Origin of the sequence: Candidatus Protochlamydia amoebophila UWE25, from assembly GCF_000011565.2 — a bacterium.
GTDB classification, from domain to species: Bacteria; Chlamydiota; Chlamydiia; order Chlamydiales; family Parachlamydiaceae; genus Protochlamydia; species Protochlamydia amoebophila.
On sequence record NC_005861.2, the window covers coordinates 68,818 to 95,105 of the forward strand.

Below are 26,288 nucleotides of genomic sequence, written 5' to 3' on the forward strand. Positions count from 1 at the left end.
TAACAATTTTTAAATATTTATTCGTGTAGTCCCGATAAGAAAAAAGCTCCCCATAAGTGAGGCTTTTCTCGTTTTTGCTCAATAGCCATTACCATAGCTTTTTGCAGGGCTTGGGCTTTATTTAGTTTTTCCAACCCTATGCCCAAAAGGTGGCGATAAAATGTGTCGACCATCTGAAGGGTTAGAACACTATCTCGTAGTTCACAATAAGTCGCGACAGTTGACAACGCTCCGGCTGCGAGAAAGGACCAGATAGGACCGACGCTTCCTTCTCCGTGAAGCTTGCCTCTACCAGAAAAGCAAGTACTCATAAAAACCAGCTCTGTACGAAGAGTCAGCGCCGCAATTTCTTGCGCATGGAGATACCCTTGAATATGCTCTTCATCGGGAGCAAGCTTGAAAAGCCCTTCGAAAACGGAATGAGGATCAAGCTTTTCTTCTGGCTTTGTGCCTGTCGAGCCATGACAAGCAAGATGAATCCAATGCGCATCTTTCATCCCCTCCAAAACGCGCTGGGCTGTGGCGCTGTCTTGTAAGAGAGTTCTTTCCGAAGTTGTTTTAAGCAGGGGAGCGACAATGGTTTGAGCTTCTTTTTCCGCAAATGGTAACGTGTCTTTTGACTGAGGTGTTCTGGGATTACCAATCACGAGAGAGCTTTTTGAGAAAACTTTAGGAATTTGATCCAATAATTTGAGTATTCCTATGGAAGGAGCAATGGAAATCGGATGTTTTTCAATCAAATAGGTTCCCTCTTTATCTAAAAAAGCAGCGAAGGGAATTTGAGCGAGAAATCCGTCAGGAATAATGGTGACGACCTGCTGGGAATCTTTGGGGAGATAGGATTCAAGTGGAGCAATGAGGGTTTCATACCAAAGAGAAAGGCGTTCTTTAAAAGATTCTAGAATGGCAGGGTCTGGATTCTCTTCATCCTCGCCTCCCCGGGTCAACTCATCCAATAAATCATGGGTGGTAGAGCTGCGAGTTTTTTTCGGAGGACGAAAAGTTCTTCTTTTAGCAACTGTTGGTTCAACAATAAAAGGGAATGATTTGAAAACCTGCGTTGCTTCTTTGGCCTCTTTTGTCAAAATTCCAAGAGGAAGCTGCTGGAAGGTTATTTTGCCCTGCGGAGGAATAATCCAAGCTGTGATACTATCCTTGCTTTTGGAAGCAAAAGAATAAACAATAAAACAAGTCTTCATCTTATGGGCAAGAGCTTGCATTTCTTGGGCTGTGAGTCCAGAAGAGATTAAAGAATCAACCTTTTGAAATTGGAATTTCTCTGTCAAAGAGGATACTAAGGCACGGGAGCGCCTAAAATCTGTAACCTGCAGAGCTTCCTCAATTCTCTTCTGCTTTAAGAGAAGGCTCTCCAATCTTAAGAGTGGCAGCACTTGCAATTCAAAAAAGGTTATTTGCGAGTGACTATAATTTTTAAGCTCGTGGTGTAACAAAGCATAAATTTCGATACTTTTGCGATAATTCTCTTCTGCTAGCTCAAGATCAGTCTTCCTATATACTTCTCCTAAATTATGATACCCTTGCGCTTCGCTAAGGCGATCTTTTGATGATTGAGATAAGCAAATAGATTTTTCAATGCATTGAATTGCCTGCTCTTTGTTTCCTAACGCTCGATAGCATAGACCTAAGCCATTAAAGCTGTATTTTTTTATTTCTTGATTATCGATGATCGCATTGGCTTCTTTATAATATCTAATTGCTTCATCGAATTCACCGAAGTAATAAAAAGCTCGTGCTACATTTACTAAAATTTTGGCTCGCTTAGGAGTCTCTACTATTATTTCTAATGCTTTGATATAGTAGCTTATGCCCTCAGGATAATTTTCCATATGACAGTATGCACTACCTAAATTGGTATATGCTATTCCCAAAAAAACTGAAGAAAAATATACTTTCTTAGCAATCTCTAAAGCTTGCATTTTATATTCAAGTTCTTTTTTGTAATCTCCAATAGCACCATAAATGCTTCCAACAGCTGTTAACGCATTAAATTTATGCACAAGTACTTCCGAATTCTCTTCTTGAAATAACGGATGTCGGATTAGCTCTAAGATTTTTTCGGCCTGCGAAATAGCTTTTTCATATCGGCTAAAATCATTAAATAAGGCGGCTAAGTTTTCATGAATTTTTATTCCGAGGAACAAGTTGTCTTGGGGAAGAAATTCAAGTGCCTTGTGATATGCTTCTTTAGCTGGTTGATAGCGTTGAGCGTTAGCATGGGCTTGGCCTATTCCAATGTAGATTAGGGCTTGTTCGGATCTCCCTTCTGTCAGATTTAAGGCATCTTGATAACTTTGAATTGCCTCTTCATTTTTATCAATGACAAGATAAGCGTCTGCAAGATCGACAAGAACTTGGCTTTCACTTTTAGGATCTTGTAGCTTTATGGTGATAGTTTGAGCTTTTCTATAAAAATGAAGTGCGAGCTCGCTTTGTCCTTGCTCCATGTGAAGGGAGCCTATCTTCTTTAAACAAATGATCATCGCATAAGGATCACCCAACACGTACGCTATTTTTAATACCATTTCGCTGTGAGAAATAGCCCTTGGATACTGCCTAAGGATTTGATTCCAGACTGCAAGTTTTCCATGTATCTGCATGACTTTAATAAGCTCTTCTCTATTTTGGAACGTTTCCGGAAATTCCTTCGTTAAAATTTTCAAAATAATCGTTGTGTGGAAGATAGCGCGAGGATAATCTCCTTGACTTCCGTAAAAATTTGCTATGATTTCTAAAATCCTTGAAGTTATTTCTCCGCTTTTATGAATAACAGATTTTTGCTCCTCAATTTCTTTTGCAACATCTTCAGGTAAGGGTTCGAAAAGCCTTAAAACAGCCTTTTCTAAATTTTTTGGAATAAAATGATTAATTTTTTCCTCGCTAGCCAATTGATCAAGGCTGTCTTTCCAGCGCTCCATATGACTTAGAATAGCGTCTTTATTTTGGATAATTAAGTGAGAACAGTGGTTACCAAATTCAAAATAGGGAAGCAACCAGAGGTACTCTAGGATGTCTTGGTATATCATGCAAGTAGGAAACAGAAAATTAAGCTGATTTAAGTTTAATTTAGCTTCAATGATTTCACTGAGGATTCCTTCAAGTTGAATTAATTGTAGAGCTTGGTCATGCTGAATGTCATAGAAAAACGTTCTAAAATCAAACAAAAGCGCTACCTCTTCTACTATCAAATACTGTATTTCTGCAATCTCCAATGTTAGTAGTCGGCAAAAACATTCCCGCTTAACACCAATATCTTCCAATTGAACGATCTCTTCAATGCGCAATTTTGCATATGTAATTATATTCTCTTCTGTCTTGGATTTTGTTTTATAAGCCTCAATTAAACCTTTTACATGATCTAATGTGGATATGATTGGCGAATTTTGAAAAGAAAGAGAATTATACTGACTACTGGATTCAATCGATCTTACATTCATAACTCAACTCATTAGATATATAAAATGTTAAAAATATTTTTATTAAAGATAAATAATCAATGTACAATTTGAACAGCAAAATCTACCAAACTTTTTTCTCGTATAGCTAATTATTTAGATAGAGAAAGCTCTGAATATTTTTCTTGGATGAAGCTAGAGCATTGTCACTGGTATTAGAGAAGTTTAGTTAGATAAAAACTTGGTAAATCAATTACCAAATTTGTTGAATAGATAATGCTAAAAGTTATACACAGGCAGATTGTTTAAGTTTATAAACCTATTTTTTCCACCCTTTTTCAATCCTTTTGCTTCTCAGAAATAACCACTTTAGCTATTCCCTCGAAGCAAAAGACAAAGTCTCAGGCAAATCTTTTCTAATTATTAGCTATAGGAATTCCAAATTGCTTCAAGACGATTTTCATACTCTTCTTCTTCATCATGAAGTTCTTCTAATGCCTTTTCAACTAAATACATGGCTTCAAGATCGCGCTCTATATTTCCTTTTTCCTCTATGTCGTTTTTAAGCTTTGCTTCTAATTCTTCAATATCATCTTCGCCTCGTTGCTTTTTCCCTTTTTTAGCTGCCAGGCTTGACTCATCTTGTTCAATAGCCTTCTGAAATTCTTCCTTGTCTTCTTCTAATATTTTGAGACTTTTCTGAATTTCCTCTTTTTCTTCGGCGTGGATAGAATGCGTTCGAACCTCTCTTAAACTTTTTATACTATCCCGGATATATTCTTTATAAGCCGAATCTTCAGCTAACTTTTCTAAACTCTGCATAATCAGAGAACGAGTTTTCCAATAGCGATCTTCATTTTTGACAGTTTTCTGAAGAAGTTTAACATTTGGAAATTTTCCTAGAGCTCGTTCTGTAAGCGTTGATAATCTATCCTGGTCTCTAAGAAGAAAAAGGTTTGCAAGCTGTTCAGAGGCTAATTTTCTGACATTTTCAGTCACACCAGGATTTTTAATCAAATCCACAAAGGTCAGGGCTAAGCACACAGTGTATTTTTTTCCTTTGTCCTGAAAGTCTTTGAGTCTTGTTCCAATAATATTTTTAAAATCTTTTTGGGTTTTAATATTTGCAGAAAGCCATCGTAGTTCATGAATATAGGGATACCATGCTTGAAGCCAGTCTTTTTTGACATCTTTATTAAGCTCTTGAAAACCTTTTATAACTCCAAAGAAAGAACTTCCTTCGGCTGATTCCCCAATATTAAGGATATGATTAGGATATTTCTTCCAAATACTCTTGACAACTGTTAAGCATTTAGCTGCTTGTTCCGCACAACGGTATTCAAACCGTGTGCCAATTTCTTTTTCTGGCAAAATGGAATGAATGCTTCTAGAATTTGTGATAATTGAATCGCGAGTTTTGTTCCAGGTTGGCAAAGAACCCTGGCGCAAACATTGGTACCAAGTGATCTCTATAAAGAGGCGATAAACTTTACTTAAGGATCGATGAAAAGAAGCTAAGTGTTGAGTGTCTTCTAACGAAACGATCTCATTTAATCTACAGACAACAGGGGAAACAACATCTTTAAAAATAGGATTCGAATTGACTTCAGCAATAACTAATTGAACTCCTTCTTGATAAAGATTATCTGCCTCTTGTGTCGCTTGTGCATGGTCAAACTGTCCATCTTTTAGACAACTGTGAATTCTGTAGGCTCCCTCAGTTAAACTTTGAAGAGTAGTATTATTTATCATAAAAAACCTCCTTAAGGTAATAATTTCTAAAACATTCAATTAACCATTTTTTAATAAGCTCTAAAATTTTTTTCTTGTTTATTCATGTAGTCCCGATAAGAAAAAAGCCCCCCATAGATGAGGCTTGTCTCGTTTTTGCTCAATGGCCGTCAGCATGGCTTTTTGCAAGGCCTGGGCCTTATTGAGTTTTTCCACTTCTATGCCTAAAAGGTGGCGATAAAATGTATCGACCATCTGAAGAGTTAGATCACTATCTCGTAGTTCCCAATAAGCCGCGACAGTTGACAACGCTCCGGCTGCGAGAAAGGACCAGACGGGACCGACGCTTCCTTCTCTGTGAAGCTTGCCTCTGCCAGAAAAGCAAGTACTCATAAAAACCAGCTCTGTACGAAGAGTCAGCGACGCAATTTCTTGCGCATAGAGATAGCCTCTGGAATGGCTTTCGTCAGGAACCAGCTTAAAAAGCCCTTCGAAAACGGAATGAGGATCGAGCTTTTCTTCTGGCTTTGTGCCCGTCAATCCGTGACAGGCAAGATGAATCCAGCGCGCATCTCGCATCCCTTCTAAAACGCTCTGAACTGTAGCCTTTTCTCGTAAGAGAATTTTTTCCGGGAATGTTTTAAGTAGGGGAGAGACTATTGTTTGAGCTTCTTTTTCCGCCAATGGTAACGTGTCTTTTGGATAAGGTGTCGTGGGGTTGCCAATGACGAGAGAATTTTCTGAAAATTCTTTAGGAATTTCGTCCAATAATTTGAGTATTCCAATAGAAGGAACAATGGAAATGGGATGTTTTTCTATGAAATATTTCCCCTCTTTATCTAAAAAAGCAGCGAAAGGAATTTGAGAGAGAAAACCATCGGGAATAATGGTGACGACTTGTTGAGGATCTTTGGGGAGATAAACTTCAAGTGGAGCAATAAGTGTTTCATAGCAAAGTGCAAGGCGTTCTTTAAAAGTTTGTAAATCTGGGGAATTCGATTGATCACCCGATTTTCCCCGGGTTAAATTCTCTAGAAGAGAATGAGTAGTGAGACTGCGAGTTTTTTTTGGTGGAATAAAATCCCTTCTTTTAGCAACTGTTGGCACAAAAATAGGAGAGAATGTTTTGAAAATGTAAGGTGCTTCTTCAACCTCTTCTTTCAAAATTCCAAGAGGCAGCTGCTGGCAGATTATTTCTCCCTGCGGAGGTACAACCCAAACTGTAATGCTGTCTGTGTTCTCGACGGAAAACGAATAAAGGATAAAGCACGTATTTAACTTATGGGCAAGAGTTTGCATGTCTTGAGATGTGAGTCCAGAAGACAATGAGTCGTTTTTTTGAAATTGAAATTTTTTTGTCAAAGCGCAGACCAAAGCACGCGAGCGTCTAAAATCTGTAATCTGTAGAGATTCCTCGATTTTGCTCTGTTTTAGGAGAAGGCTCTCCAGGCTTAAAAGAGTTTTTGCTTGCTCTTCAAAAAAAGTGATCTGCCATTGTTGATGATTTTTAAGCTCTTGATGCAATACAGCATAAATGGAAATGCTTTTGCGATAATTCTCTTCTGCTAGCCCAAGGTCATATTTGCTATATACTTCTCCTAAGTTATGGTATCCCATTGCTTCGTTAAGGCGATCTTCAGACTGTTGAGATAAACAAACACATTCTTCAATGCATTCTATTGCCTTTTTTGTATTTCCCAACAAATTATAGCAGAGACCTAAGTTACCAAAGCTGGTTTTTTTGGTATCTTGATTACCAATCATATTGGCTTCTTCATACAATTCAATTGCCTCAGCAAACCAACCTAAGGAAAAAAGAAACTGCCCCACATTTATTAAAAGCTCGGCTCGATTAGAGTCATCACCTATTATTTCTGATGCTTTGTTATAATATTTTATGCTCTCAGAATAATTTCCCTCATCGCAATACGCATTGCCGAGATTGAGATATGCTAATCCCAAGTTGTTTAAGTAAACATCTGCTTTTTCAGCAAATTTTAGAGCTTGCGTATAATAATCGATTTTCCTCGCATGATCTCTAAATGTATTATAGATGCTTCCAAGAATTGTTAACGCACCAAATTTACTTTCCTGTGCTTGTAATTTATCTACTTGAACAGACGGATGTTGGATTAGCTCTAAAATTTTTTCTGCGTGGTAAATAGCTTTTCCATATCGGCTAAATTTTTTAAAAAATTTGGCTAAGTTTTGATGAACTATTATTGCCATAAGAGGGTTGTTAATTTGAGGAAGAATTTCAAGCGCTTTTTCATAGACCTCTTTAGCTTCTTTGTACTTTTTGACTCTAGCATGGGTTCCACCGATCCAAGAGTAGATTAAAGCTTGTTCAGATTTCTCTTCTGCCAAATTTAACGCAGCTTGATAACATCGAATCGCTTCTGTACTATTATCAATAATAAGATAAACTTCTGCCAGGCTACCAAGTAACATCTTTTCACTTTTAGGATCTTGTAGCGTTTGCGCTATAGACAGAGCTTTTTGATAAAAAGAGAGTGCAATCTCATTTTTTCTTAGTCTCACATAAAGGAAGCCTATATCTTTCAAATAAATACATTCTTTATAAGGATTGCATAGTTCTTGCGCTATTTTTAATGCCTTTTCACTATGATCAATAGCCGTCGAATATTGCCTAAGAAGTCGATTCCAGCTTGAAAGTTGTTCATGAATTTTCATGATTGAAGTAAGCAACTCTTTTTTTTGAGATATTTCCGAAAGTCTCTGTATTAGAAGGCTCAAAAAAACTTCTGCATGGAAAATGGCGCGAGGAAAATCTTTGTGGTCGCTGCAAACTTTCATCATAATTTCTAAAATCCATGAAGACATTTTTCCAGTTTTATGAATGACAGATTTTTGTTCCTCAATGTCTTTTGCGACAGCTGCAGGTAAAGGTTCGAAAAGCCTTAAAACAGCCATTTCTAAATTTTTTGGAATAAATGATTCAATTTTCTTCTCGTTAGCCAATTGATCAAGGCCACCTTTCCATTGCTTCATATGGCTTAGAATGAAAGTTTTATTTTGGACAAGTAGGTTAGAGCAGTGATTGCCAAATTCGAGATGGGGAAGTAGCCATAGATGTTCTAGGATACCTTGATAGATTGAGCAGATAGAAATTACAAAATTAAGCTCATTGGATTTTAACTTTACTTCCATGATTTCACTGACGATTTCTTCAAGATGGATCAACTCTTGGGCTTGATCATGCTGAATATCGTACAAAAATGTTCTAAGATCAAAAAGAGACGTTGCTTCTTCTACTATCAAATTTTGCACTTCTTCTATCTCTATTTTTAGTAAACGACATAAGCATTCCCTCTTGATACTAATGTCTTCTAATTGACTTATCTTTTCAATGAGCAATTTGGCACTGATAATGATATTTTTTTCGGTAGTGAAACTTGTTTTATAGGCTTCAATTAATCCTTTGATATGATCTGAAAGAGATATTTTTGAAATTTGGAAAGAAAGAAAATTGTACCAAGTAATGGATTCAAGAGACCCTACATTCATAGTTCAACCCTTCAGATGATAAAATTTTAAAAATATTTTTATGCTATGAATAGAAATAGTCAAGATATAAATTGACTAGGGGAATTTTAATTATTTATTCATGTAGTCCTGATAAGAAAAAAGCCCCCCATAGATGAGGCTTGTCTCGTTTTTGCTCAATGCCCACTAGCATAGCTTTTTGCAAGGCTTGGGCTTTGTTTAGTTTTTCCAACCCTATGCCCAAGAGGTGGCGATAAAACGTGTCAACCATTTGAAGGGTTAGATCACTATCTGGCAGACGCCAATAAGTCGCGACCGTTGACAAAGCGCCTGCGGCAAGGAAGGACCAAACGGGGCCAACGCTTCCTTCCCTGTGAAGCTTGCCTCTACCAGAGAAACAAGCACTCATAAAAACTAGCTCTGTACGAAGAGTCAGCGACGCAATTTCTTGCGCATGCAGATAGCCTCTGGAATGGCTTTCGTCAGGAGCTAGCTTAAAAAGCCCTTCGAAAACTGAATGGGGATCGAGCTTTTCTTCTGGCTTTGTGCCTGTCAATCCGTGACAGGCAAGATGGATCCAGCGCACATCCCGCATTCTCTCTACAACGTGTTGAACAGTAGCGCTGTCTTGTAAAAGAATTCTTTCTGAAGTTGTTTTAAGCAGAGGAGCGACAATGGTTTGAGCTTCTTTTTCCGCCAATGGTAATGCGTCTTTTGAATGAAGTGTTCTGGGGTTGCCAATCACGAGAGAGCTTTTTGAGAAAACTTTAGGAATTTCGTCTAATAATTTGAGTATTCCCATGGAAGGAGCAATGGAAATCGGATGTTTTTCAATCAAATAGGTTCCCTCTTTATCTAAAAAAGCAGCGAAGGGAATTTGAGCGAGAAATCCGTCGGGAATAATCGTCACGATTTGTTGGGGATCTTTGGGGAGATAGGATTCAAGTGGAGCAATGAGAGCTTCATACCACAGAGAAAGACGTTCTTTAAAAGATTGCAAAACAGCAGAGTTTGCACTCTCATCGGGAACTCCTCGGGTTAGCTCATCTAGAGAAGCATATGTAGCGGAACTGCGAGTTTTCTTCGGACGAATAAAAGGTCTTCTTTTAGCAACTGTTGGCTCAACAATAAAAGGGAACGTTTTGAAAACCTGCGTTGCTTCATTGACCTCTTCTGCCAAATTGCCAAGAAATAGTTGTTGGCAGGTTATTTCGCCCTGCGAAGGAATAACCCAAACAGCAATACTATCAGCGTTTTCGAAACAACGCGAATAAACGATAAAACAAGTATTCATCTTGTGGGCAAAAGCTTGCATTTCTTGAGCTGTGAGTCCAGAAGAGATTAAAGAGTCATCCTTTTGAAATTGGAATTTTTCTGTCAAAGCGGAGACTAAAGCACGAGAGCGTCTAAAGTCTGTAACCTGCAGAGCTTGCTCGTTTTTAGCTTGTTCTAATAAAAGGCTCTCCAGTCTTAAGAACGGCAATGCTTGCTTTTCAAAAAAAGTAATCTGCCACTGGCTATGATTTTTAAGTTCGCGGTATAATAAAAAATAAATTTCGATGCTTTTGCAATAATTCTCTTCTGCTAGCCCAAAATCAAACTCTTTATATACTAACCCCAAGTTATAATAACCTAACGCTTCGTCAAGGCTATTTTTTGAGGTTTGAGATAAGCAAATAAATTTTCCAATGTTTTGAATCGCCTGCTTTTTGTTTCCCAGAGCATTATAACTTGCACCTAGGCCAAGGAGGCTGTCTTTTTTCGTATCTTGATTACCAATCCTATTGGCTTCTTCATAATATTCAATTGCTTCAGAAAACATACCGGAGGAAAAAAGTATCTGCCCCATATTTCTTAAAATCTTGGCGCGTTTAGAGTCAACTTTTAAAATTTCTGATGTTTTGTTATAGCACTTTATGCCCTCAAAATAATTTCCCTCATAAAAATAGGCACTGCCGAGATTGGCATATGCTATTCCCAAGTGGTTTAAATGAACTTTTATTTCTTCAGCGAAATTGACAGCTTGCGTGAAATAATCGATTTCTCTCGCACGATCTCCAAGCGTACCATAAATGTTTCCAAGAGTTGTTAGCGCATCAAATTTACTTTCTTGCGCTTGTAATTCATCTACTTGAACTGACGGATGTTGGATTAGCTCTAAAATTTTTTCAGCATGGTAAATAACTTTCTCATATCGGCCAAGTCCTTTAAAAAATGTGGCTAATCTTTCATGAATTATTATTGCGAAAAAAGGATTGTTAACTTGAGAAAGAATTTCAAGCGCTTTTTTATAGGCTTCTTCAGCTTCTTTATACTGTTGGGCGCTAGCATAAGCTTCACCAATCCCAGAATAGTTTAAAGCTTGTTCAGATTTCTCTTCTGTTAGTTTCAGTGCATCTTGATAATATCGAATTGCCTCTGCATTATTATCGATAACAAAATAAATTTCTGCAAGGCAACCAAGAATCTTACTTTCATTTTCAGAATCCTTTAGATTTTGAGCTATAGACAGAGCTTCTTGATAAAAAGGAATCGCGTCCTTATTTTTTCCTTGCGCTATGTAAAGATAACCCATATTTTTTAAATGAGTAATGATTTCATAGGGGGTGCCTAATGTTTTCACTATTCGCAGTGCTTTTTTGCTATGATCAATAGCCCTTGGATACTGCTTAAGGAATTGGTTCCAGCCTGCAATTTTATCATGCATATGCATAATTCCAACAAGTATTTCTCCCTTCTGGATGTTTCTAACAAGTATTTCTTCCTTTTGGGATATTTCTAAAAGCTTCTGTTTTAGCATTTTTAAAAAAACTTTTGCATGGAAGATGGCGCGAGGGAAATCTCCTTGGTCGCTGCAAATTTTCATCATGATGTCTAAAAGCATTAAAGATATTACTCCGCTTTCATGAATAACAGATTTTTTTTCCTCAATTTTTTTTGCGATATCTTTGGGTAAGGGTTCAAAAAGCCTTAAAACAGCCTTTTCTAAATTTTTTGGAATAAAACGATTAATTTTTTCCTCGCTAGCTAATTGATCAAGGCTGTCTTTCCAGCGTTCCATATGGCTTAGAATAGCACCTTTATTTTGGATAAGTAAGTGAGAACAGTGATTACCAAATTCAAAATAGGGAAGCAACCAAAGGTGTTCTAAGATGCCTTGATAAATTTCGCAGATAGGAACCAAAAAATTAAATTGACCTGAAGTTAGCTTTGCTTCAATGATTTCACTGACGATCTCTTCAAGTTCAACTAATTGTTGAGCTTGATTATGCTGAATGTCATAGGGAATTGTTTTGTGGTTAAAAAGGGGCATTGCCTCTTCTACTATCAAATTTTGTATCTCCTCCCTCTCTATTTTTAGCAGACGACATAAGCATTCGCGCTTGATACCAATATCTTCTAATTGATTGATCTCCTCGAGGAGTAACTTAACACTGAAGAATATATCCTCTTCTGAACTGGACTTTGTTTTATACGCCTCAATTAAACCTTTTACATGATCTAATAGGGATATTGTGGGCAAAAGAGGGTAGTGAAGATAGTAGGGAGCGCTAAATTTAACTGAATCTACATTCATAACTTATCTACTTATATAAATAAATTGTTAAAATATTTTCGATTTATAATATTAAATAAACAAAATAATAAAAACAAGTTAATATTTATATTATGAATTAATTTAAAATGATTATAATTAATAAATTATTATTTTTTTTCTAATTCATCGTTTTTAAAAAATGTTAATAAATTTATTTTTTTAAATACCTATATAAATAATCAATTTAAAATAAATGTTTGTCTAAAAATTTATTAATAATCAAATAAATATTTAAAATTTTTATGAAATAAAAATGAATAGCTAAAATACAAATTAATTAACGATTCCTAACTATTTATTCATGTAGTCCCGATAAGAAAAAAGCTCCCCATAGATGAGGCTTTTCTCGTTTTTGTTCAATGGCCATCAGCATGGCTTTTTGCAATGCTTGGGCTTTGTTTAATTTTTCTACCTCTATACCCAAAAGGTGGCGATAAAATGTGTCAACCATCTGAAGGGTCAGGTCGCTATCCGGCAGTCGCCAATAAGTTGCGACTGTTGACAAAGCACCTGCGGCAAGAAAGGACCAGACGGGACCAACGCTTCCTTCTCTGTGAAGCTTGCCTCTGCCAGAGAAACAGGCACTCATGAAAACCAATTCTGTACGAAGGGTAAGTGGCACAATTTCTTGCGCATGGAGATACCCTTGAATATGCTCTTCGTCGGGAGCGAGCTTGAAAAGACCTTCAAAAACGGAATGAGGATCAAGTTTTTCTTCTGGTTTTGCACCTGTTGACCCATGACAGGCAAGATGAATCCAACGCGCATCCCGCATCCCCTCTAAAGCGCGCTGGGCTGTAGCGTTGTCTTGTAAAAGAGTTCTTTCTGACGTTGTTGCAAGGAGAGGAGCGACAATGGTTTGAGCTTCTTTTTCCGCCAATGGTAATGCGTCTTTTGAATGTGGTGTTGCAGGATTACCAATGACGAGAGAATTTTCTGAAAAATTTTTAGGAATTTCATCCAATAATTTGAGTATGCCAATAGAAGGGGCAATGGAAATGGGATGTTTTTCAATCAAATAGGTTCCCTCCTTATCTAAAAAAGCAGCGAAGGGAATTTGAGCGAGAAATCCGTCGGGAATAATCGTCACGACTTGTTGGGGATCTTTGGGGAGATAGGATTCAAGTGGAGCAATGAGGGTTTCATACCAAAGAGAAAGGCGTTCTTTAAAAGTTTGCAAAACAGCAGAGTTTGTACTCTCATCGGAATCTCCTCGGGTTAGCTCATCTAGAAAAGTATACGTAGCGGAACCACGCGTTTTCTTTGGACGAATAAAAGGTCTTCTTTTAGCAACTGTTGGTTCAACAATAAAAGGGAACGTTTTGAAAACCTGCGTTGTTTCTTTGACCTCTTCTGTTAAAATTCCAAGAGGAAGCTGCTGGCAGGTTATTTCGCCCTGAGGAGGAATAACCCAAGCAGTGATATAGTCTGTGCTTGCATTTTTAAGGTCTGTACTTTCGGAAACAAAAGAATAAATGATAAAGCAAGTGTTCAACTTGTGGGCAAAAGTCTGCATTTCTTGAGACTTTAGCCTAGAAGAAGATAACGAGTGATCTTTTTGAACTTTGTATTTTTCTGTAAGAGCAGATACCAAAGTACGTGAACGTCTAAAATCGCTGAAACTCAATGCTTCTTCTTTCCCTTTATTTTGTTGCTTGATTAAAACAAATTCTAATCCCAAATAAGCTCTGGCTTGGCGTTCAAAAAAAGTAATATTCCACTCTTTATTGGATTCTATTTTCTTTTGGATAATGAAAAAGTCATCGATGCTATTTTTAAAACACTCTTTCGCTGCATTCAAATCATTTTCAAGGATATAGAATAACCCCAAGCTATAGTGAGCTTCCGCCTTCGTGCTCAGCTCTTCTTGGGCGTGATAGAGAGGAATAACTTTTTGCAGGTATTCGATCGCTTTAATATGTTCTTTAGCCTCCAAACACGCTTCAACTAAACCAAATGTTAGTTGATCATCAATCGTTTCTAAATGCTCTTGATCTAGTCTTAAACCTTTTTCATATTGTTTTATAGCTTCATGAAAATTTCTTTGGGAAAGAAGTAAATGGCCTTTCTTATAATAATCTGAAGATGTTTTTGGAGAATCTTCATCACGGGGATGAAACATAGAAACAAAACTATATCCAGCTCTTGCTAAATCCTTTTTTCCAGAGCTATTATCCATGTAGGCTAGTTGTTCTATTAATTCGGCCCCAAAAGAGTTAGGAATTTCTTTCTCTTCAAATATTGAAGATTGAAACTTTCTTAAGGCTTTTTCAAAGTGGTATTTACCCCTCGAAAAATCACCCAAATACATGTATAACCCTCCTAATTCTTTGTGAATTTTTGCTAGCTGTAGGCTATTATTTTCTTGCTTTCGGGCTATTTTTAATCCCTTTTGGAGGAAACACAAAGCATCTGAATATTGGTCTTTAACGATAAACGCTACGCCTAGCCTAGTCCATAAAGTTATATCTTTATCCTCACTCAGCAATTGAACCTGTTCAAGAGAATTTGCTGCTTGTGGACAATTTCCATTTCTAAAATAAACTGTTGAAAGAAGCTTGTGAGTATTTACTAGCTCATCTTTGCTTAATGATTGCGCAACTTCCAAGGCTTTTTGAAAGTCAAATTGGGCTTGTTTCTCATTTTGTTGTTTATAATGTAATTCTCCAAGTGCAATATATAGATCAATTTGATTTTCTTTCTTTTTTTCTTCTTGGGCTATTTTCAACAATTTGCATAGAGTTTCAACTGCTCTTGGATCTTTACTACCTGCAAAAAATTCACTATTCATTTGATTTAAAAAATACTGTCTTAAAGGTCGTATACTCTCACACCTTAATAGGGCATACTTATAACAATCAGTCGCCTGTTTCCAATTACCCATTTTAGTGCATAGGGTGCCTATTTGGAGAAATGCGAGTTTAGGTTCGGACTTCATTTTTTCTATCGTTTCTAGTAAAGAAGAAGAGAGAGGTTTTTGAATTTGCTCTAGGGTGTTGGCAATTTCTTTAGCAGTGATCGTGAAAGATTCTTCATCTTTTTCTTTTAAAAGTAAAAAGAACCATTCCTTAGTGGATAAATTCACTTGTGTAATGGCAAGCTGAGAAGTTGGATCTTCCATTAAAAGTGCATGTAAGGCTAACCAATAAATGATATTTTGGTATAGAGCTAGCAAAAAAGACAATGTTTCCCGATCTTTTTTATGATGAACATGAGTATCAAGTAAAGCACTGACTTCTTGCTCTAAGTCAATAAAAAAGCGAATTTTTAATTGAGAGATATCATCTAAGAAAAAGGCAATACTCATCGCCGCACATATTGTCTTAATGATTTCTGATTGTAACTCTTCAATCTGAAGCTTAAGAAGCTTGCAAAGTCCCTCTCTTACAACATCGATCTCATCTCTAGATGATTCCATCCATAAAGTTATTTTTTCTCTAGCTTTTTCTATCACTTTTTCTTTAGTAGACGGGTCTTGAAGATATTCATTGACCAATAGAGCAATGTCATCAAGTTGTGATTGCGGTGCGTGTAAGGGCAAGGGAAAAGATAAAGAAGTGGTACTATTCACAAACATGAAATACCTCCACGAAAGATTTACGAAATAAATTTTATTTTTGTAAACTTTGAAATCTGTCTAGCATGAAACATAGTGTAATTTATTAATTCAACTTAATAAAACATAAATTTATATGCATCCAAAAACATAACTACCATGGATCAATCAAATGACTCAAGGCAACGTGTTATGGCTATATAGGTGGGGAGCTGTATTAGCAGCTGCAACAATTTTTGTTTTAAGCCTTAAAATAGCTTAAAATTGGATCCAAAAGAAAAAAGGAGAAAACCTATGATCGAAAATAGAGTGGCTTTTTCTAGGAAGGTAAAGAATAAAATTTTATTAGATTTATTTTATTGTCTGCAGCGATCGATTATACCTTTTAGCATATGCATAACAAAATCTTTCATTTTTAATTTAATCAGCTGTAATTTGTAATTGAGTATTAAATCAATTTTTTTAGCAAAGAATAAGCGACGCGATAAGAATGGCTTCTGTCGGGAGCGAGCTTCGAAGGTCCTTCGAAAACAGAATGGGGATCAAGTTTTTCTTTTGATTTTGCATCTGTCGAACCATGACAGGCAAGATGGATCCAACGCGAATCCTGCATCCCCTCTGAAACGCGCTGGGTTGTGGTGCTACCTTGTAAAAAAAAATTTCTTGGGTTGTTTAATTAGAGGGAAGGGACAATTGCCTGAGCTTTTTTCGCAAACGGTAATGTGTCTTTTGGGTAAGGTGTTGTAAGATTCCCAATGACGAGAGAATTCTTTGAAAAATCTTTAGGAACTTCATCAATAATTTAGCTATTTCTATGATACAGTTTAGCTTTTAAGGATGTCAAATGTGCTAATTCAGATCGTTATAAGAATGGTTTTTTAAATCAAAATTAAATTTGGATTAGCTAATAAAGTTCTAAAATGCGTTAACTTAAATCTAACATCAGCGAAATGTTCGCAATGATTCAAATTTAGTTGCTGTAAATTAGTTAAGGACGTCAAATGTGTTAGCCCAGCTTCAGTAAGATAAATGCATCCGCTCAGATTTAAATGTTGTAAAGCCACTAAGGATGCTAAACGTTCTAATCCAGCATTGGTGAGACTATTGCACCAGCTCAGATCTAAATGTTTTAAAGTTACTAAGGGTGTCAAATGCGCTAATCCTGCGTCAGTAATAAAAGCGCATCCACTGAGGTTCAAATACTGTAAAGCTACTAAGGGTTTTAAATGCGCTAATCCTGCGTCAGTAATAAAAGCGCATCCACTGAGGTTCAAATACTGTAAAGCTACTAAGGGTTTTAAATGCGCTAATCCTGCGTCAGTAATAAAAGCGCATCCACTGAGGTTCAAATACTGTAAAGCTATTAAAGATTTAAAATGCGCTAATCCTTTATTGGTGAGCTTATCGCAACAGCTTAAATTCAAATATTGCAAATTTGTTAAGGATGTCAAACTTGCTAATCCATCGTCAGTTAGATTGTGGCAGGCCTGAAGATGAAGTGCTTTTAAATTTTTACAATTTTTTAACGCTAAGAGATGGGCATCGGTCAAGTGGGCATTTTCTGAAAAATTGAGTTTTTCTATCTCATTTGAGAAGTAATTTAAAATTTTTTTAAATTCTGCTAAATGAGGCGTCTGGTTTAATAATAAACTTGCAACTATGGGCTGTAAATAATTTTTTAAAGCACTTAAGCGATATTGATGCGCGAAATTTAAGGATTCTCTTAATTTTGCTAGGTTTTCTTCGTTGAAATTAAATAAGTCAAGTTCCTCTGATTTATAGGCATCAATCAGCTGTTCTTCTAAATTTTTCACAACATCTGTCAGTAGATAATAATCTGCTAGCTGAATGAAAGAAGTAATGTCTTCCACAGGAACTTTAAAATTAGCATTCATTAGACAAAAGAGTAGACTGGTAAACTCTTCTTTTTGTGTCAAAACGAGAGGATTTTGAAGAGTTTCTTTAAAATTTCCCGACCAAAGGACCCTAAAATAGGGCGATTTTTCCATTAACAAAGATTTTTGAGAACTTGTAATGTTTAGAAAAGTGTTATTTTGAAATCTTACTTTAAATACTTGAGGTAAAGGTGAAAGACTAGAAGATTGAATTGCAAATGCCTCAATTCCTTCTAGGGTATTTGAAGGTTCTAATAAAACTTCGTTTTCGTACTCAAGATTATTAATAGTTTCCTGAGAGCGGATTCTTGTTAAAGATATATCAGATGATGGAGGGCGACTTGTAATAAATTTGGGAATGGTAATTTCTTTTCTGCTCCAAAAGTTTTCTCTCCATGGAGTTTGAAGCTGATCTTTTTTGAGATAACCAAAAAATAGGTTTAGGAAACTCTGGAAGATTGTTATGCAAAATAAACTAACACGTTCAGAGAACTTTAAACAGTTATTCGATTCATAGTAGTAGGTAGCTGGATTGGAGAAAGTAATTTTAGGAGTAAACCTTAGATTATGAATAGTCAAATTCACCATCCAAATTGTATAAATAATGTATTTAATTTTTTAATATAAAATATGAGTGAATATTATTGCAATAAAGACCCAATTAAATTTGAAAGAAATTTTAATTTTATTGATTAATAGGGCTGTTAAAGAATCAGTAAAAATTGATATGGATTAAATGCAAAACATTAATCTTTAATATCAAAGATAATATATCAAAGTTGCCTAAGTTCATCGAATCAAGGCTAAAAAAAATATTTTTTTAGCAATAGTTAGTGAGAATTTTTTGCAGACTAATGGTGAAAAGATTAAACAAAAATAAGCTATATGAGTCATCTTTGAATACCTTCTCAAAATAGTTCCTTTTCACTATGTTCTTTTGAATTGTTAAATTCTTTGATGAATAAATTGTCTTTATAACTTTCGTCTATGTTTCTTCGACTGGAATTAGCACAGACATTAAAAAACTTCTTTTGACTTTGATGAAGTAGATTTGAGATTTTCTAAGAAATCATTTATGATGATGGGCTATTAACTTTCTCATTTCTATTTTATATCTTTTCATTACTTCTAGTTTTTGGTGTATAAGTTCTTTCATGAATTCAGGGATTTTGTTTTAAAACAGTATATCGCGGTCTAGTAAAATTGACCTGCCCATTTTTCCAGCGCACTAACTAAATGATGATTTTAGAAATTTCTTTGTGATTTACAGGAGAGTAATCTGCAAGAGGAGATTAAATCATTTAAATGTGCTGGCATATTTAATACTTCGCTAAATTTTAAAATAAATCACTTTTGTGAAATAACATAAAAAAATTACGTTCTGTCCGCTTTGTTATAACTAACGATATAGCCCTAAATTTTTTATTCTCATTTGGATTGACATTGGCACAAGTTCTAGGCAAAAAATGGATTGATAATGATTCATAGCTAATTGAGCAAGGTTTGGACAAGCTTGAGTTAATCTAAATTTGAAATTTTTTTCAAATTTAGATTAACCAAAACAAAAATTTTTATTTTGTCTCTACTGGTGGATAATATTTTTCTATCTTATTTTTTAGTTCTTTTAACTTTCTTCCTTCAGCTTCAATTTCTGTATCAGTTATCGTAGATTTATTAAGAAGCTCTTGTTCTTTAAGCGTTATATTTCTTGTGGAAATAGCATCGTTATAACGAGGAAAAAGGTATGAAAATAGTCTATCTGCTGCACTCATTGTCTCAAAATTCTTAACTTTTTTCTCCAAAATGGTATTTTTATCCTTAAGAATAGAACACTGGTTTAAAATATTAGCACTTGTATTTAAAGATTCTTTTGCGTCGCGTGCAAGAGGTCTAAAATCTTCTAAGAAACTTTTATGATCTTCTAGTAATTTTTGTATCTCTAATTTATGCTCTCGCTTTTCTATTTTATGCTCTTGCATAAGTTCTTTCATTAACTCAAGGGAGGTTTTTTTTTCAGAAGTATACTTTTTAGTAAATTCTTCTACTTCTTCTTGGGCACTAGCTAAATTATAATTTTTAACCAGTTTGTTCACATCTAGAATTTTACTAGGGTCCATAGGACATGTAAATGGAGTTCCTCTTGCAATTGCTCTGTTATAAATTTGCATGATTGCTTCTTGTTCAAATGTATGTCCACATTCATCTACAACCGGATCTACAAATGGGCTGAGAGTAATAGGGCAATTAAAGGATGTAAAAATTACTTCTTCTTCAACAGGAAGCATATTCTTGGCTATGACAGAAATTTTATTCTCGGAAGTAAGAGAACAATTATTCATTTCACATACATTTTCTTCCCATACAACTTCTTTTGGTTGATTTAAAGAATCAATGGGATTACACATTGAAGAATTTAAATTTATTGACATATTTAACACTCCTATAAAATTTAAAATAAAATGTTTCTCTGAAATGAGATAAAAACCGTATTTTATTACGCTTTACCTTACTTAATCTAGATAAACAACAAAGCTTTAAATTTAATTTAGAAAAGTAATTGTTATATAACTGCTTATTCATAGTTATCAAAGGATATCTATATGAGCAATACAAAAACTTTCCCTTTTTTTTATCAATCTTTTTTTAAAAAAATGATAAATAGATGGCAATTGTCTAATCAAATTATATCTCTTAACTGCAGTTTTTTAATTTATGTTAAAATGAAAAGAAAGAGGAGAAAGTACACGAAATAATTAGTTTTTTTGGAATTTTTGTAACGATGATTATGATGTTTTACAAAAATTATAAACTTTCATTTTTTCATGTAAAATATGGAGAGTACAAAATCAGCAAATTACAATTATTTAAAGTTTACCTGTCTCCAAATAATTGCTAACGATTGCTTTCAAGGGTGTTTTTTTTCATCTTTTTCTTTGTAAATTTTACTCAGTTTATTTTTTGCATAATGAATGAGCTGAGAAATATAATTAAATAGTACTGGATGACTGGAAAGATGGTAAGTCTGATTTTTATTAAATCAGCTGCTATGTGGCTGAAGTCGCATAGGAAAAAAAAGCTTCTGATAGCTCTGTAACTAACTTATGATATTTAGAAAATTGATAAAAAAATTATGAATAAAGAGTAAATATGTAGGTTCTCGTTTGCGGAGCAAATGAAAACCCAATAAATCTAATTTTATAAGTTGAGTTAGGTTAAAAATCATCCAACGTCTTGGATAAGGGTAAAACTTTCTTTAAATACTTTAATAATTCTTTGAGTGGGATAAACATTATTTAATAAATAATCATTTCCTATTACCCTTGTTAATATATGATAAAACTCAGGCTGCCCTTCCTTATTGTATGCTACATTATAATGAGGATTAGGGGAAATCGCATAAGTAATTTGAGAATCTGCTACTCCTTCCTTGTGAATCCTGATCCATCTATTGCCTTTCCCTTCGCCTATTTCTGTATAAAAAAACTTAGCAATGACTAGTTGTTTTTTAATTGGATCAGTAAACTTTACATGACCGTTTATCCTTAGCTTCTCCTCTTCCATATCTCCTGGTTTTACTGTTAAGGGTGACCAATTTAAATAACTTGAATCTACTACTTTAATTTTTGAAAGTATGTAGTCAGCATTACGGTCGCCTCCTTTTTGTGCTTGTTCAAGTATTGCGTAAAGTGCATTCATTGTTAGCCCTTCACTATTTCCCTGGTGCATAGCATGGACATAGCCATTCTGTAGAAACATTTTAGGAGCTCCCGATTCTTCAGGACTTGTTTGAGGAGAGGCTAAATTTTCTCGCATAGTATAAGGTCCACTCACAGGAGTAAAAGACCTCGCGTACATATTTAAAGATGAACCTTCTAACTTGCGATATATTTGAACCGAATCTCCTACGCCTGTGTTCAAATCTAAAATGACTGGCTTGAATCGACCTTCTTTTATCCATAAGATGGCGAAATCTACCCCATAGTTAGATCCATCAAAAACAACTTCTATTGGTCCAAAAATTCCTCTAATTTCAATTTCTCCTTCCAAACAATGTCGACATGTCAATAGAAGATTTGGAGCTATAGCAAAACAATTTCCCTTAAATGAACCATGAATTCCTACAATGGAATAGATTGCGTCACCAAGGTTTTTTACAAAATATATTATTGGGGAGCGTTGGTTCTGTAGATATTCATAAATCCTTATTTCCCGGTTAATTTCATTAGAGTTAAAGATAGAATAAAATTGTGCACCACCAGAAATTGGCATCATATAAATATTTCCCTTAGATAAATTTTAAGTCATTTAATTTTAGATCATTACATCCAATGGCTAACCACTTTTTATTTTTTAATCATTAAATATATTTTGAGGTTAAATTTTGGCGTTTTTACGTTAAAAGAATGATGTGTGAAAGTAAAGAAATATGACATTTCAAAACAAAATTAACATGTTAAAATGGGAAATAGGCTTAATTTTGCAACCATTGCTCAATGGTCCTTGGATCCCATCAATATTTTGATGAAAGAAGACTACGCTTAACAGTATAAAAAAGAAAAACTAAGTTTAGTGGTCAAGATAAAAGCTAAAGGCTATCGAATAAAAAGTTTAACAATAAAGCAAAAAATGCAGAAGGAATTAAAGAAAATTACTGAAAAAAATTTTAAAAATTATTAATCATATCCAGTAAAAGATTTTTCATTGTTACTATTTAGATAGCAGAGACGGCTGCTAGAAATATAGATTTACCAATGTAAAATGGAATTTTAATTTTTAGTTTGTGTTGTCTGTTTCCATACTGTTTCCTTTAACGAATATTAGTTTAGAACTATTCGAGAATAGCATTGTTCTTCTGTATGTATTTTTATTAAAAAATATATAAAGTTTTTATTTCTAAATGTACTGTTTTTCCGAAGACCTCGTTAGCATTTAACGTTTATCTTATTAGAAAAATCTCCACACATAAAGCAGAAAGCTTTCTGGGTAAATAAGTTGGTATATTCGTTATCTAATTTGATAATGATTAGTAAATTCTGCTTAAAGTTTGTAAAATTTTTAGACAAAATACCGTAAAATTTCTTTTTTCTTTATTCATGTAGTCCCGATAAGAAAAAAGCTCCCCATAGATGAGGTTGTTCACGTTCTTGTCTAATAGCCATTAACATGGCTTTTTGCAAAGCTTGGGCCTTATTTAGCTTTTCCACTCCTGTTCCTAAAAGATGGCGATAAAATGTGTCGACCATTTGAAGTGTCAGATCACTATCCGGCAGTCGCCAATAAGTTGCGACCGTTGATAAAGCGCCTGCAGCAAGAAAAGACCAAACGGGACCAACGCTTCCTTCCCCGTGAAGCTTGCCTCTACCAGAGAAACAAGCACTCATAAAAACTAGCTCTGTACGCAATCTAAGCGCTGCAATTTCTTGCGCATGGAGATAGCCATTAGGTTTCTCTTGTTCGGGAGAAAGCTTAAAAAGGCCTTCAAAAACGGAATGGGGATCGAGTTTTTCTTCGGGCTTTTCGCCTGTCGAACCATGACAGGCAAGATGAATCCAGCGCGCATCCTGCATCCCCTCTAAAATGCGCTGGGCTGTGGCGCTGTCTTGTAAAAGAGTTTTTTCTGACGTTGTTGCAAGGAGAGGAGCGACAATGGTTAGAGCTTCTTTTTCCGCCAATGGTAACGAATCTTTTGGATGAGGTGTTGTGGGATTACCAATCACGAGAGAATTTTCTGAGAAATCTTTAGGAATTTCATCCAATAATTTGAGTATGCCAATAGAGGGGGCAATGGAAATGGGATGTTTTTCTATGAAATATTTTCCCTCTTTATCTAAAAAGGCAGCGAAGGGAATTTGAGCAAGAAATCCGTCAGGAATAATGGTGACGACCTGCTGGGGATCTTTGGGGAGATGAGATTCAAGTGGAGCAATCAAAGTTTCATACCAGAGAGAAAGGCGTTCTTTAAAAGATTGCAAAACAGCAGAGGTTGCACTTTTATCGGGATCTCCTCGGGTTAACTCATCTGGAACATTATACGTAGCAGAACTACGAGTTTTTTTCGAACGAATAAAAGTTCTTCTTTTAGCAACTGTTGGCTCAACAATAAAAGGGAACGTTTTGAAAACCTGCGCTGCTTCTTTGACCTCTTCTGTTAAATTGCCAAGAGATAGTTGCTGACAGGTTATTTCGCCTTGAGAAGGAATAACCCAAACAGCAATATTATCCGTGCTCTCGAAAGGAAATGAATAGATGATTAAGCAAGTGTTCAGCTTTTGGGCTAGATCTTGCATTTCCCGAGCTGTGACTCCGGAAGATAATGAGTCGTCCTTTTGGCACTTGAATTTCTCTGTAAGAGCCGAGACCAAGGCACGGGAACGTCTAAAGTCTGTAATCTGTAAAGATTTATCGGTTTTACCTTGTTCTAATAAAAGGCTTTCTAGCCTTAAAAGTGGCTTGGCTTGTAATTCAAAAAAGGTAATTTGCCACTGGCTATGATTTTTAAGTTCGCGATGTAATAAAGCATAAACGTCGATGCTTTTTCGATAATTCTCTTCTGCTAGCCTAGTACCAGTCTTCCTATAGAGTTCCCCTAAGTGATAATAACCTGCCGCTTCACTGCGGCGATCTTCTGACTGTTTAGATAAACAAATAAATTTTTCAAAGCATTGAATCGCCTGTTTTATGTTTCCCATAGCATCATAGCATAGACCTAAACCATTGAAGCTGGATTTTTTTACCTCGGGATTATCACTCGCATTGGCTTCTTTATATTGTTCAAGTGCCTCATCAAACATACTAGCGAGGAAGTAAATTTCTCCCAAATTTAATACAATCAATCCTCGCGTAGAGGTCTTCTTTACTTTTTTTAATGCTTCAATATAATATTTTATTCCCTCAGGATAATTTTTTAAATTGCTACAAGCACTACCGAGATTCATATATACTGTTCCCAAGCAGTCTAAAAATGATTCTAATTCCCCAGGAGTTTTTAAAGAGTTTAATTTTTTAGCGATTTTTAAAGCTTGCGTATGATAACTAAATCCTCTCTCATAATCTCCAAAAGTATTATAAATCTTTCCAAGAGCTGTTAACGCCCTAAATTTACTATCTAATGCTTGTATTTCATCTATTTGAATTGACAAATGCTGTGTTAGCTCTAAAGTTTTTTCAGCATGGAAAATAGCTTCTTCATATGGACCAATATTATTAAATAATTCCGCTAAGCCTCCATGAATTTGGATTTCTTTAATAAATTCGCCTCGAGGAATAATCTTGAGGGCAATTTGATATGCCTCTTTAGCTAGCGGATAGTTTTGGGCGTTAGCATGGATGTGACCGATCCCAGTGTAAATCAAAGCTTGTTTGGATTTCTCTTCTGTCAAATTTAATGCAACTTGATAACATTGAATCGCGTCATCGTTTTTACCGATGGAAAGGTAAACTTTTGTAAGTTCAACAAGAATCTGATTTTCAACTTCAGGTTCTTTTAGAATTTGCGTGATAGATTGAGCTTTTTTATAAAAAGGAAGTGCTAGCTCGCCTCGTCCTTGCGCTACGTAAAGGGAGCCTATGTTTTTTAAACAAATAATTATTGCATAAGGAACGTGTAACTCTTGCGCTACTTTCAATGCTTCAGTGCCATGAAAAATAGCCATTGGATACCGTTCAATAAGTTGATTCCAATCTGCAAGTTTTCCATGAAGTTCCATGATACGAACAAGTGATTCTTTCTTTTCTGACCTTTTCGGAATTTTTTGTGTAAAAATTTCTAAGAAAGCTTTGGTATGAAGGATAGCGCGATGAAAATCACCTTGGCTTCCGTAAAACTCTGCCATGACTGTTAAAAAATTTGCAGGTACTTCTCTGCCTTTATTAATGATAGATTTTTGCATATTTATATCTTCTAAAACACTTTCAGGTAAAGTTTCGAAAAGCCTTAGAACAGACTTTTCTACATTTTTTGGGATAAATGGCTGGATTTTTTCTTCACTAACCAATTGATAAAGATTTGCTACCCATCGCTTCATATTGCTAAGAATAGAGTCCTTATTTTGAATAAGTAGGTTAGAACAGTGATTGCCAAATTCGAGATAGGGAAGCAGCCACAGGTGCTCTAAGATGTCTTGATAAATCATACAGATAGGAAATAGAAAATTAACTTGGCCTAAATTTAATTTCGATTCGATGATTTCACTAACAATTTCTTCTAGATGAATTAACTGTTGAGCTTGATTGTACTGAATATCATAGTAAAATGTTTCCGAATCAAAAAGAGACACTATCTTTTGTAGTATCAAATTTTGTATTTCTTCCATCTCTAATTTTAACAGTTGGCAGAAACATTCCCTTTTGATACTAATATCTTCTAATTGACTTATCCTTTCAATGAGCAATTTGGCACTGATAATGATGTTTTTTTCGGTAGTGAAACTTGTTTTATAGGCTTCAATTAAACCTTTTACATGATCTAAAGTGGATATGATTGGCGAACTTTGGAAAAAAAGAGAATCATAAGTAGTACTGTATCCAGTTGACTTTACATTCATAGCTCAACCCTTCAGGTAAATAATTGTTAAAAATATTTTTATTTC

General features: G+C 35.2%; 10 protein-coding genes. All 10 read right to left on the reverse strand.

The annotated features are described in order from the left end of the window. Window positions 1-17: 17 nt before the first annotated feature. Window positions 18-3,455, reverse strand: a complete 3,438-nt coding sequence (locus tag PC_RS00210) for a CHAT domain-containing protein (RefSeq protein ID WP_011174592.1) — start codon at window positions 3,453-3,455, stop codon at window positions 18-20. A 381-nt stretch (window positions 3,456-3,836) separates the two neighbouring features. Next, window positions 3,837-5,165, reverse strand: coding sequence for a hypothetical protein (locus PC_RS00215; RefSeq protein WP_011174593.1), 1,329 nt, complete (start codon window positions 5,163-5,165; stop codon window positions 3,837-3,839). Window positions 5,166-5,243: 78 nt separating this feature from the next. Further along, the gene (locus tag PC_RS00220; RefSeq protein WP_011174594.1) at window positions 5,244-8,672 is read right to left on the reverse strand and encodes a CHAT domain-containing tetratricopeptide repeat protein; all 3,429 of its coding nucleotides are present in this window, start codon (window positions 8,670-8,672) and stop codon (window positions 5,244-5,246) included. A gap of 94 nt (window positions 8,673-8,766) precedes the next feature. Continuing rightward, complete coding sequence (locus PC_RS00225; protein WP_011174595.1) at window positions 8,767-12,228, reverse strand: CHAT domain-containing protein; 3,462 nt, start codon at window positions 12,226-12,228, stop codon at window positions 8,767-8,769. Between the two features lie 316 nt (window positions 12,229-12,544). Beyond that, a complete protein-coding gene (locus PC_RS00230; protein ID WP_011174596.1) occupies window positions 12,545-15,826 on the reverse strand; it encodes a CHAT domain-containing protein in 3,282 nt (1,093 codons plus the stop codon). A gap of 427 nt (window positions 15,827-16,253) precedes the next feature. Then, complete coding sequence (locus tag PC_RS10775; RefSeq protein ID WP_155117066.1) at window positions 16,254-16,418, reverse strand: hypothetical protein; 165 nt, start codon at window positions 16,416-16,418, stop codon at window positions 16,254-16,256. Between the two features lie 265 nt (window positions 16,419-16,683). Continuing rightward, window positions 16,684-18,288 carry a BTB/POZ domain-containing protein gene (locus PC_RS09750; protein ID WP_079890382.1) on the reverse strand — a complete coding sequence of 535 codons (1,605 nt, stop codon included), beginning with the start codon at window positions 18,286-18,288 and terminating at the stop codon, window positions 16,684-16,686. Window positions 18,289-19,271: 983 nt separating this feature from the next. Beyond that, window positions 19,272-20,129 carry an NSE2 family E3 SUMO-protein ligase gene (locus PC_RS00240; RefSeq protein ID WP_011174599.1) on the reverse strand — a complete coding sequence of 286 codons (858 nt, stop codon included), beginning with the start codon at window positions 20,127-20,129 and terminating at the stop codon, window positions 19,272-19,274. Window positions 20,130-20,919: 790 nt separating this feature from the next. Continuing rightward, window positions 20,920-21,972: a trypsin-like peptidase domain-containing protein gene (locus PC_RS00245; RefSeq protein ID WP_011174600.1), complete on the reverse strand. Its 1,053-nt coding sequence runs from the start codon at window positions 21,970-21,972 to the stop codon at window positions 20,920-20,922. 815 nt (window positions 21,973-22,787) lie between these two features. Next, on the reverse strand, window positions 22,788-26,243 hold the full coding sequence (locus PC_RS00250; RefSeq protein ID WP_011174601.1) for a CHAT domain-containing protein: 3,456 nt from the start codon (window positions 26,241-26,243) through the stop codon (window positions 22,788-22,790). Between the last annotated feature and the right edge of the window lie 45 nt (window positions 26,244-26,288).

Bases quoted from the DNA above. Each gene is read 5' to 3' on its own strand.
- PC_RS00210 (WP_011174592.1), bottom strand. From the start codon at position 3,455: ATGAATGTAAGATCGATTGAATCCAGTAGTCAGTATAATTCTCTTTCT.
- PC_RS00215 (WP_011174593.1), bottom strand. From the start codon at position 5,165: ATGATAAATAATACTACTCTTCAAAGTTTAACTGAGGGAGCCTACAGA.
- PC_RS00220 (WP_011174594.1), bottom strand. From the start codon at position 8,672: ATGAATGTAGGGTCTCTTGAATCCATTACTTGGTACAATTTTCTTTCT.
- PC_RS00225 (WP_011174595.1), bottom strand. From the start codon at position 12,228: ATGAATGTAGATTCAGTTAAATTTAGCGCTCCCTACTATCTTCACTAC.
- PC_RS00230 (WP_011174596.1), bottom strand. From the start codon at position 15,826: ATGTTTGTGAATAGTACCACTTCTTTATCTTTTCCCTTGCCCTTACAC.
- PC_RS10775 (WP_155117066.1), bottom strand. From the start codon at position 16,418: ATGCAGGATTCGCGTTGGATCCATCTTGCCTGTCATGGTTCGACAGAT.
- PC_RS09750 (WP_079890382.1), bottom strand. From the start codon at position 18,288: ATGGTGAATTTGACTATTCATAATCTAAGGTTTACTCCTAAAATTACT.
- PC_RS00240 (WP_011174599.1), bottom strand. From the start codon at position 20,129: ATGTCAATAAATTTAAATTCTTCAATGTGTAATCCCATTGATTCTTTA.
- PC_RS00245 (WP_011174600.1), bottom strand. From the start codon at position 21,972: ATGATGCCAATTTCTGGTGGTGCACAATTTTATTCTATCTTTAACTCT.
- PC_RS00250 (WP_011174601.1), bottom strand. From the start codon at position 26,243: ATGAATGTAAAGTCAACTGGATACAGTACTACTTATGATTCTCTTTTT.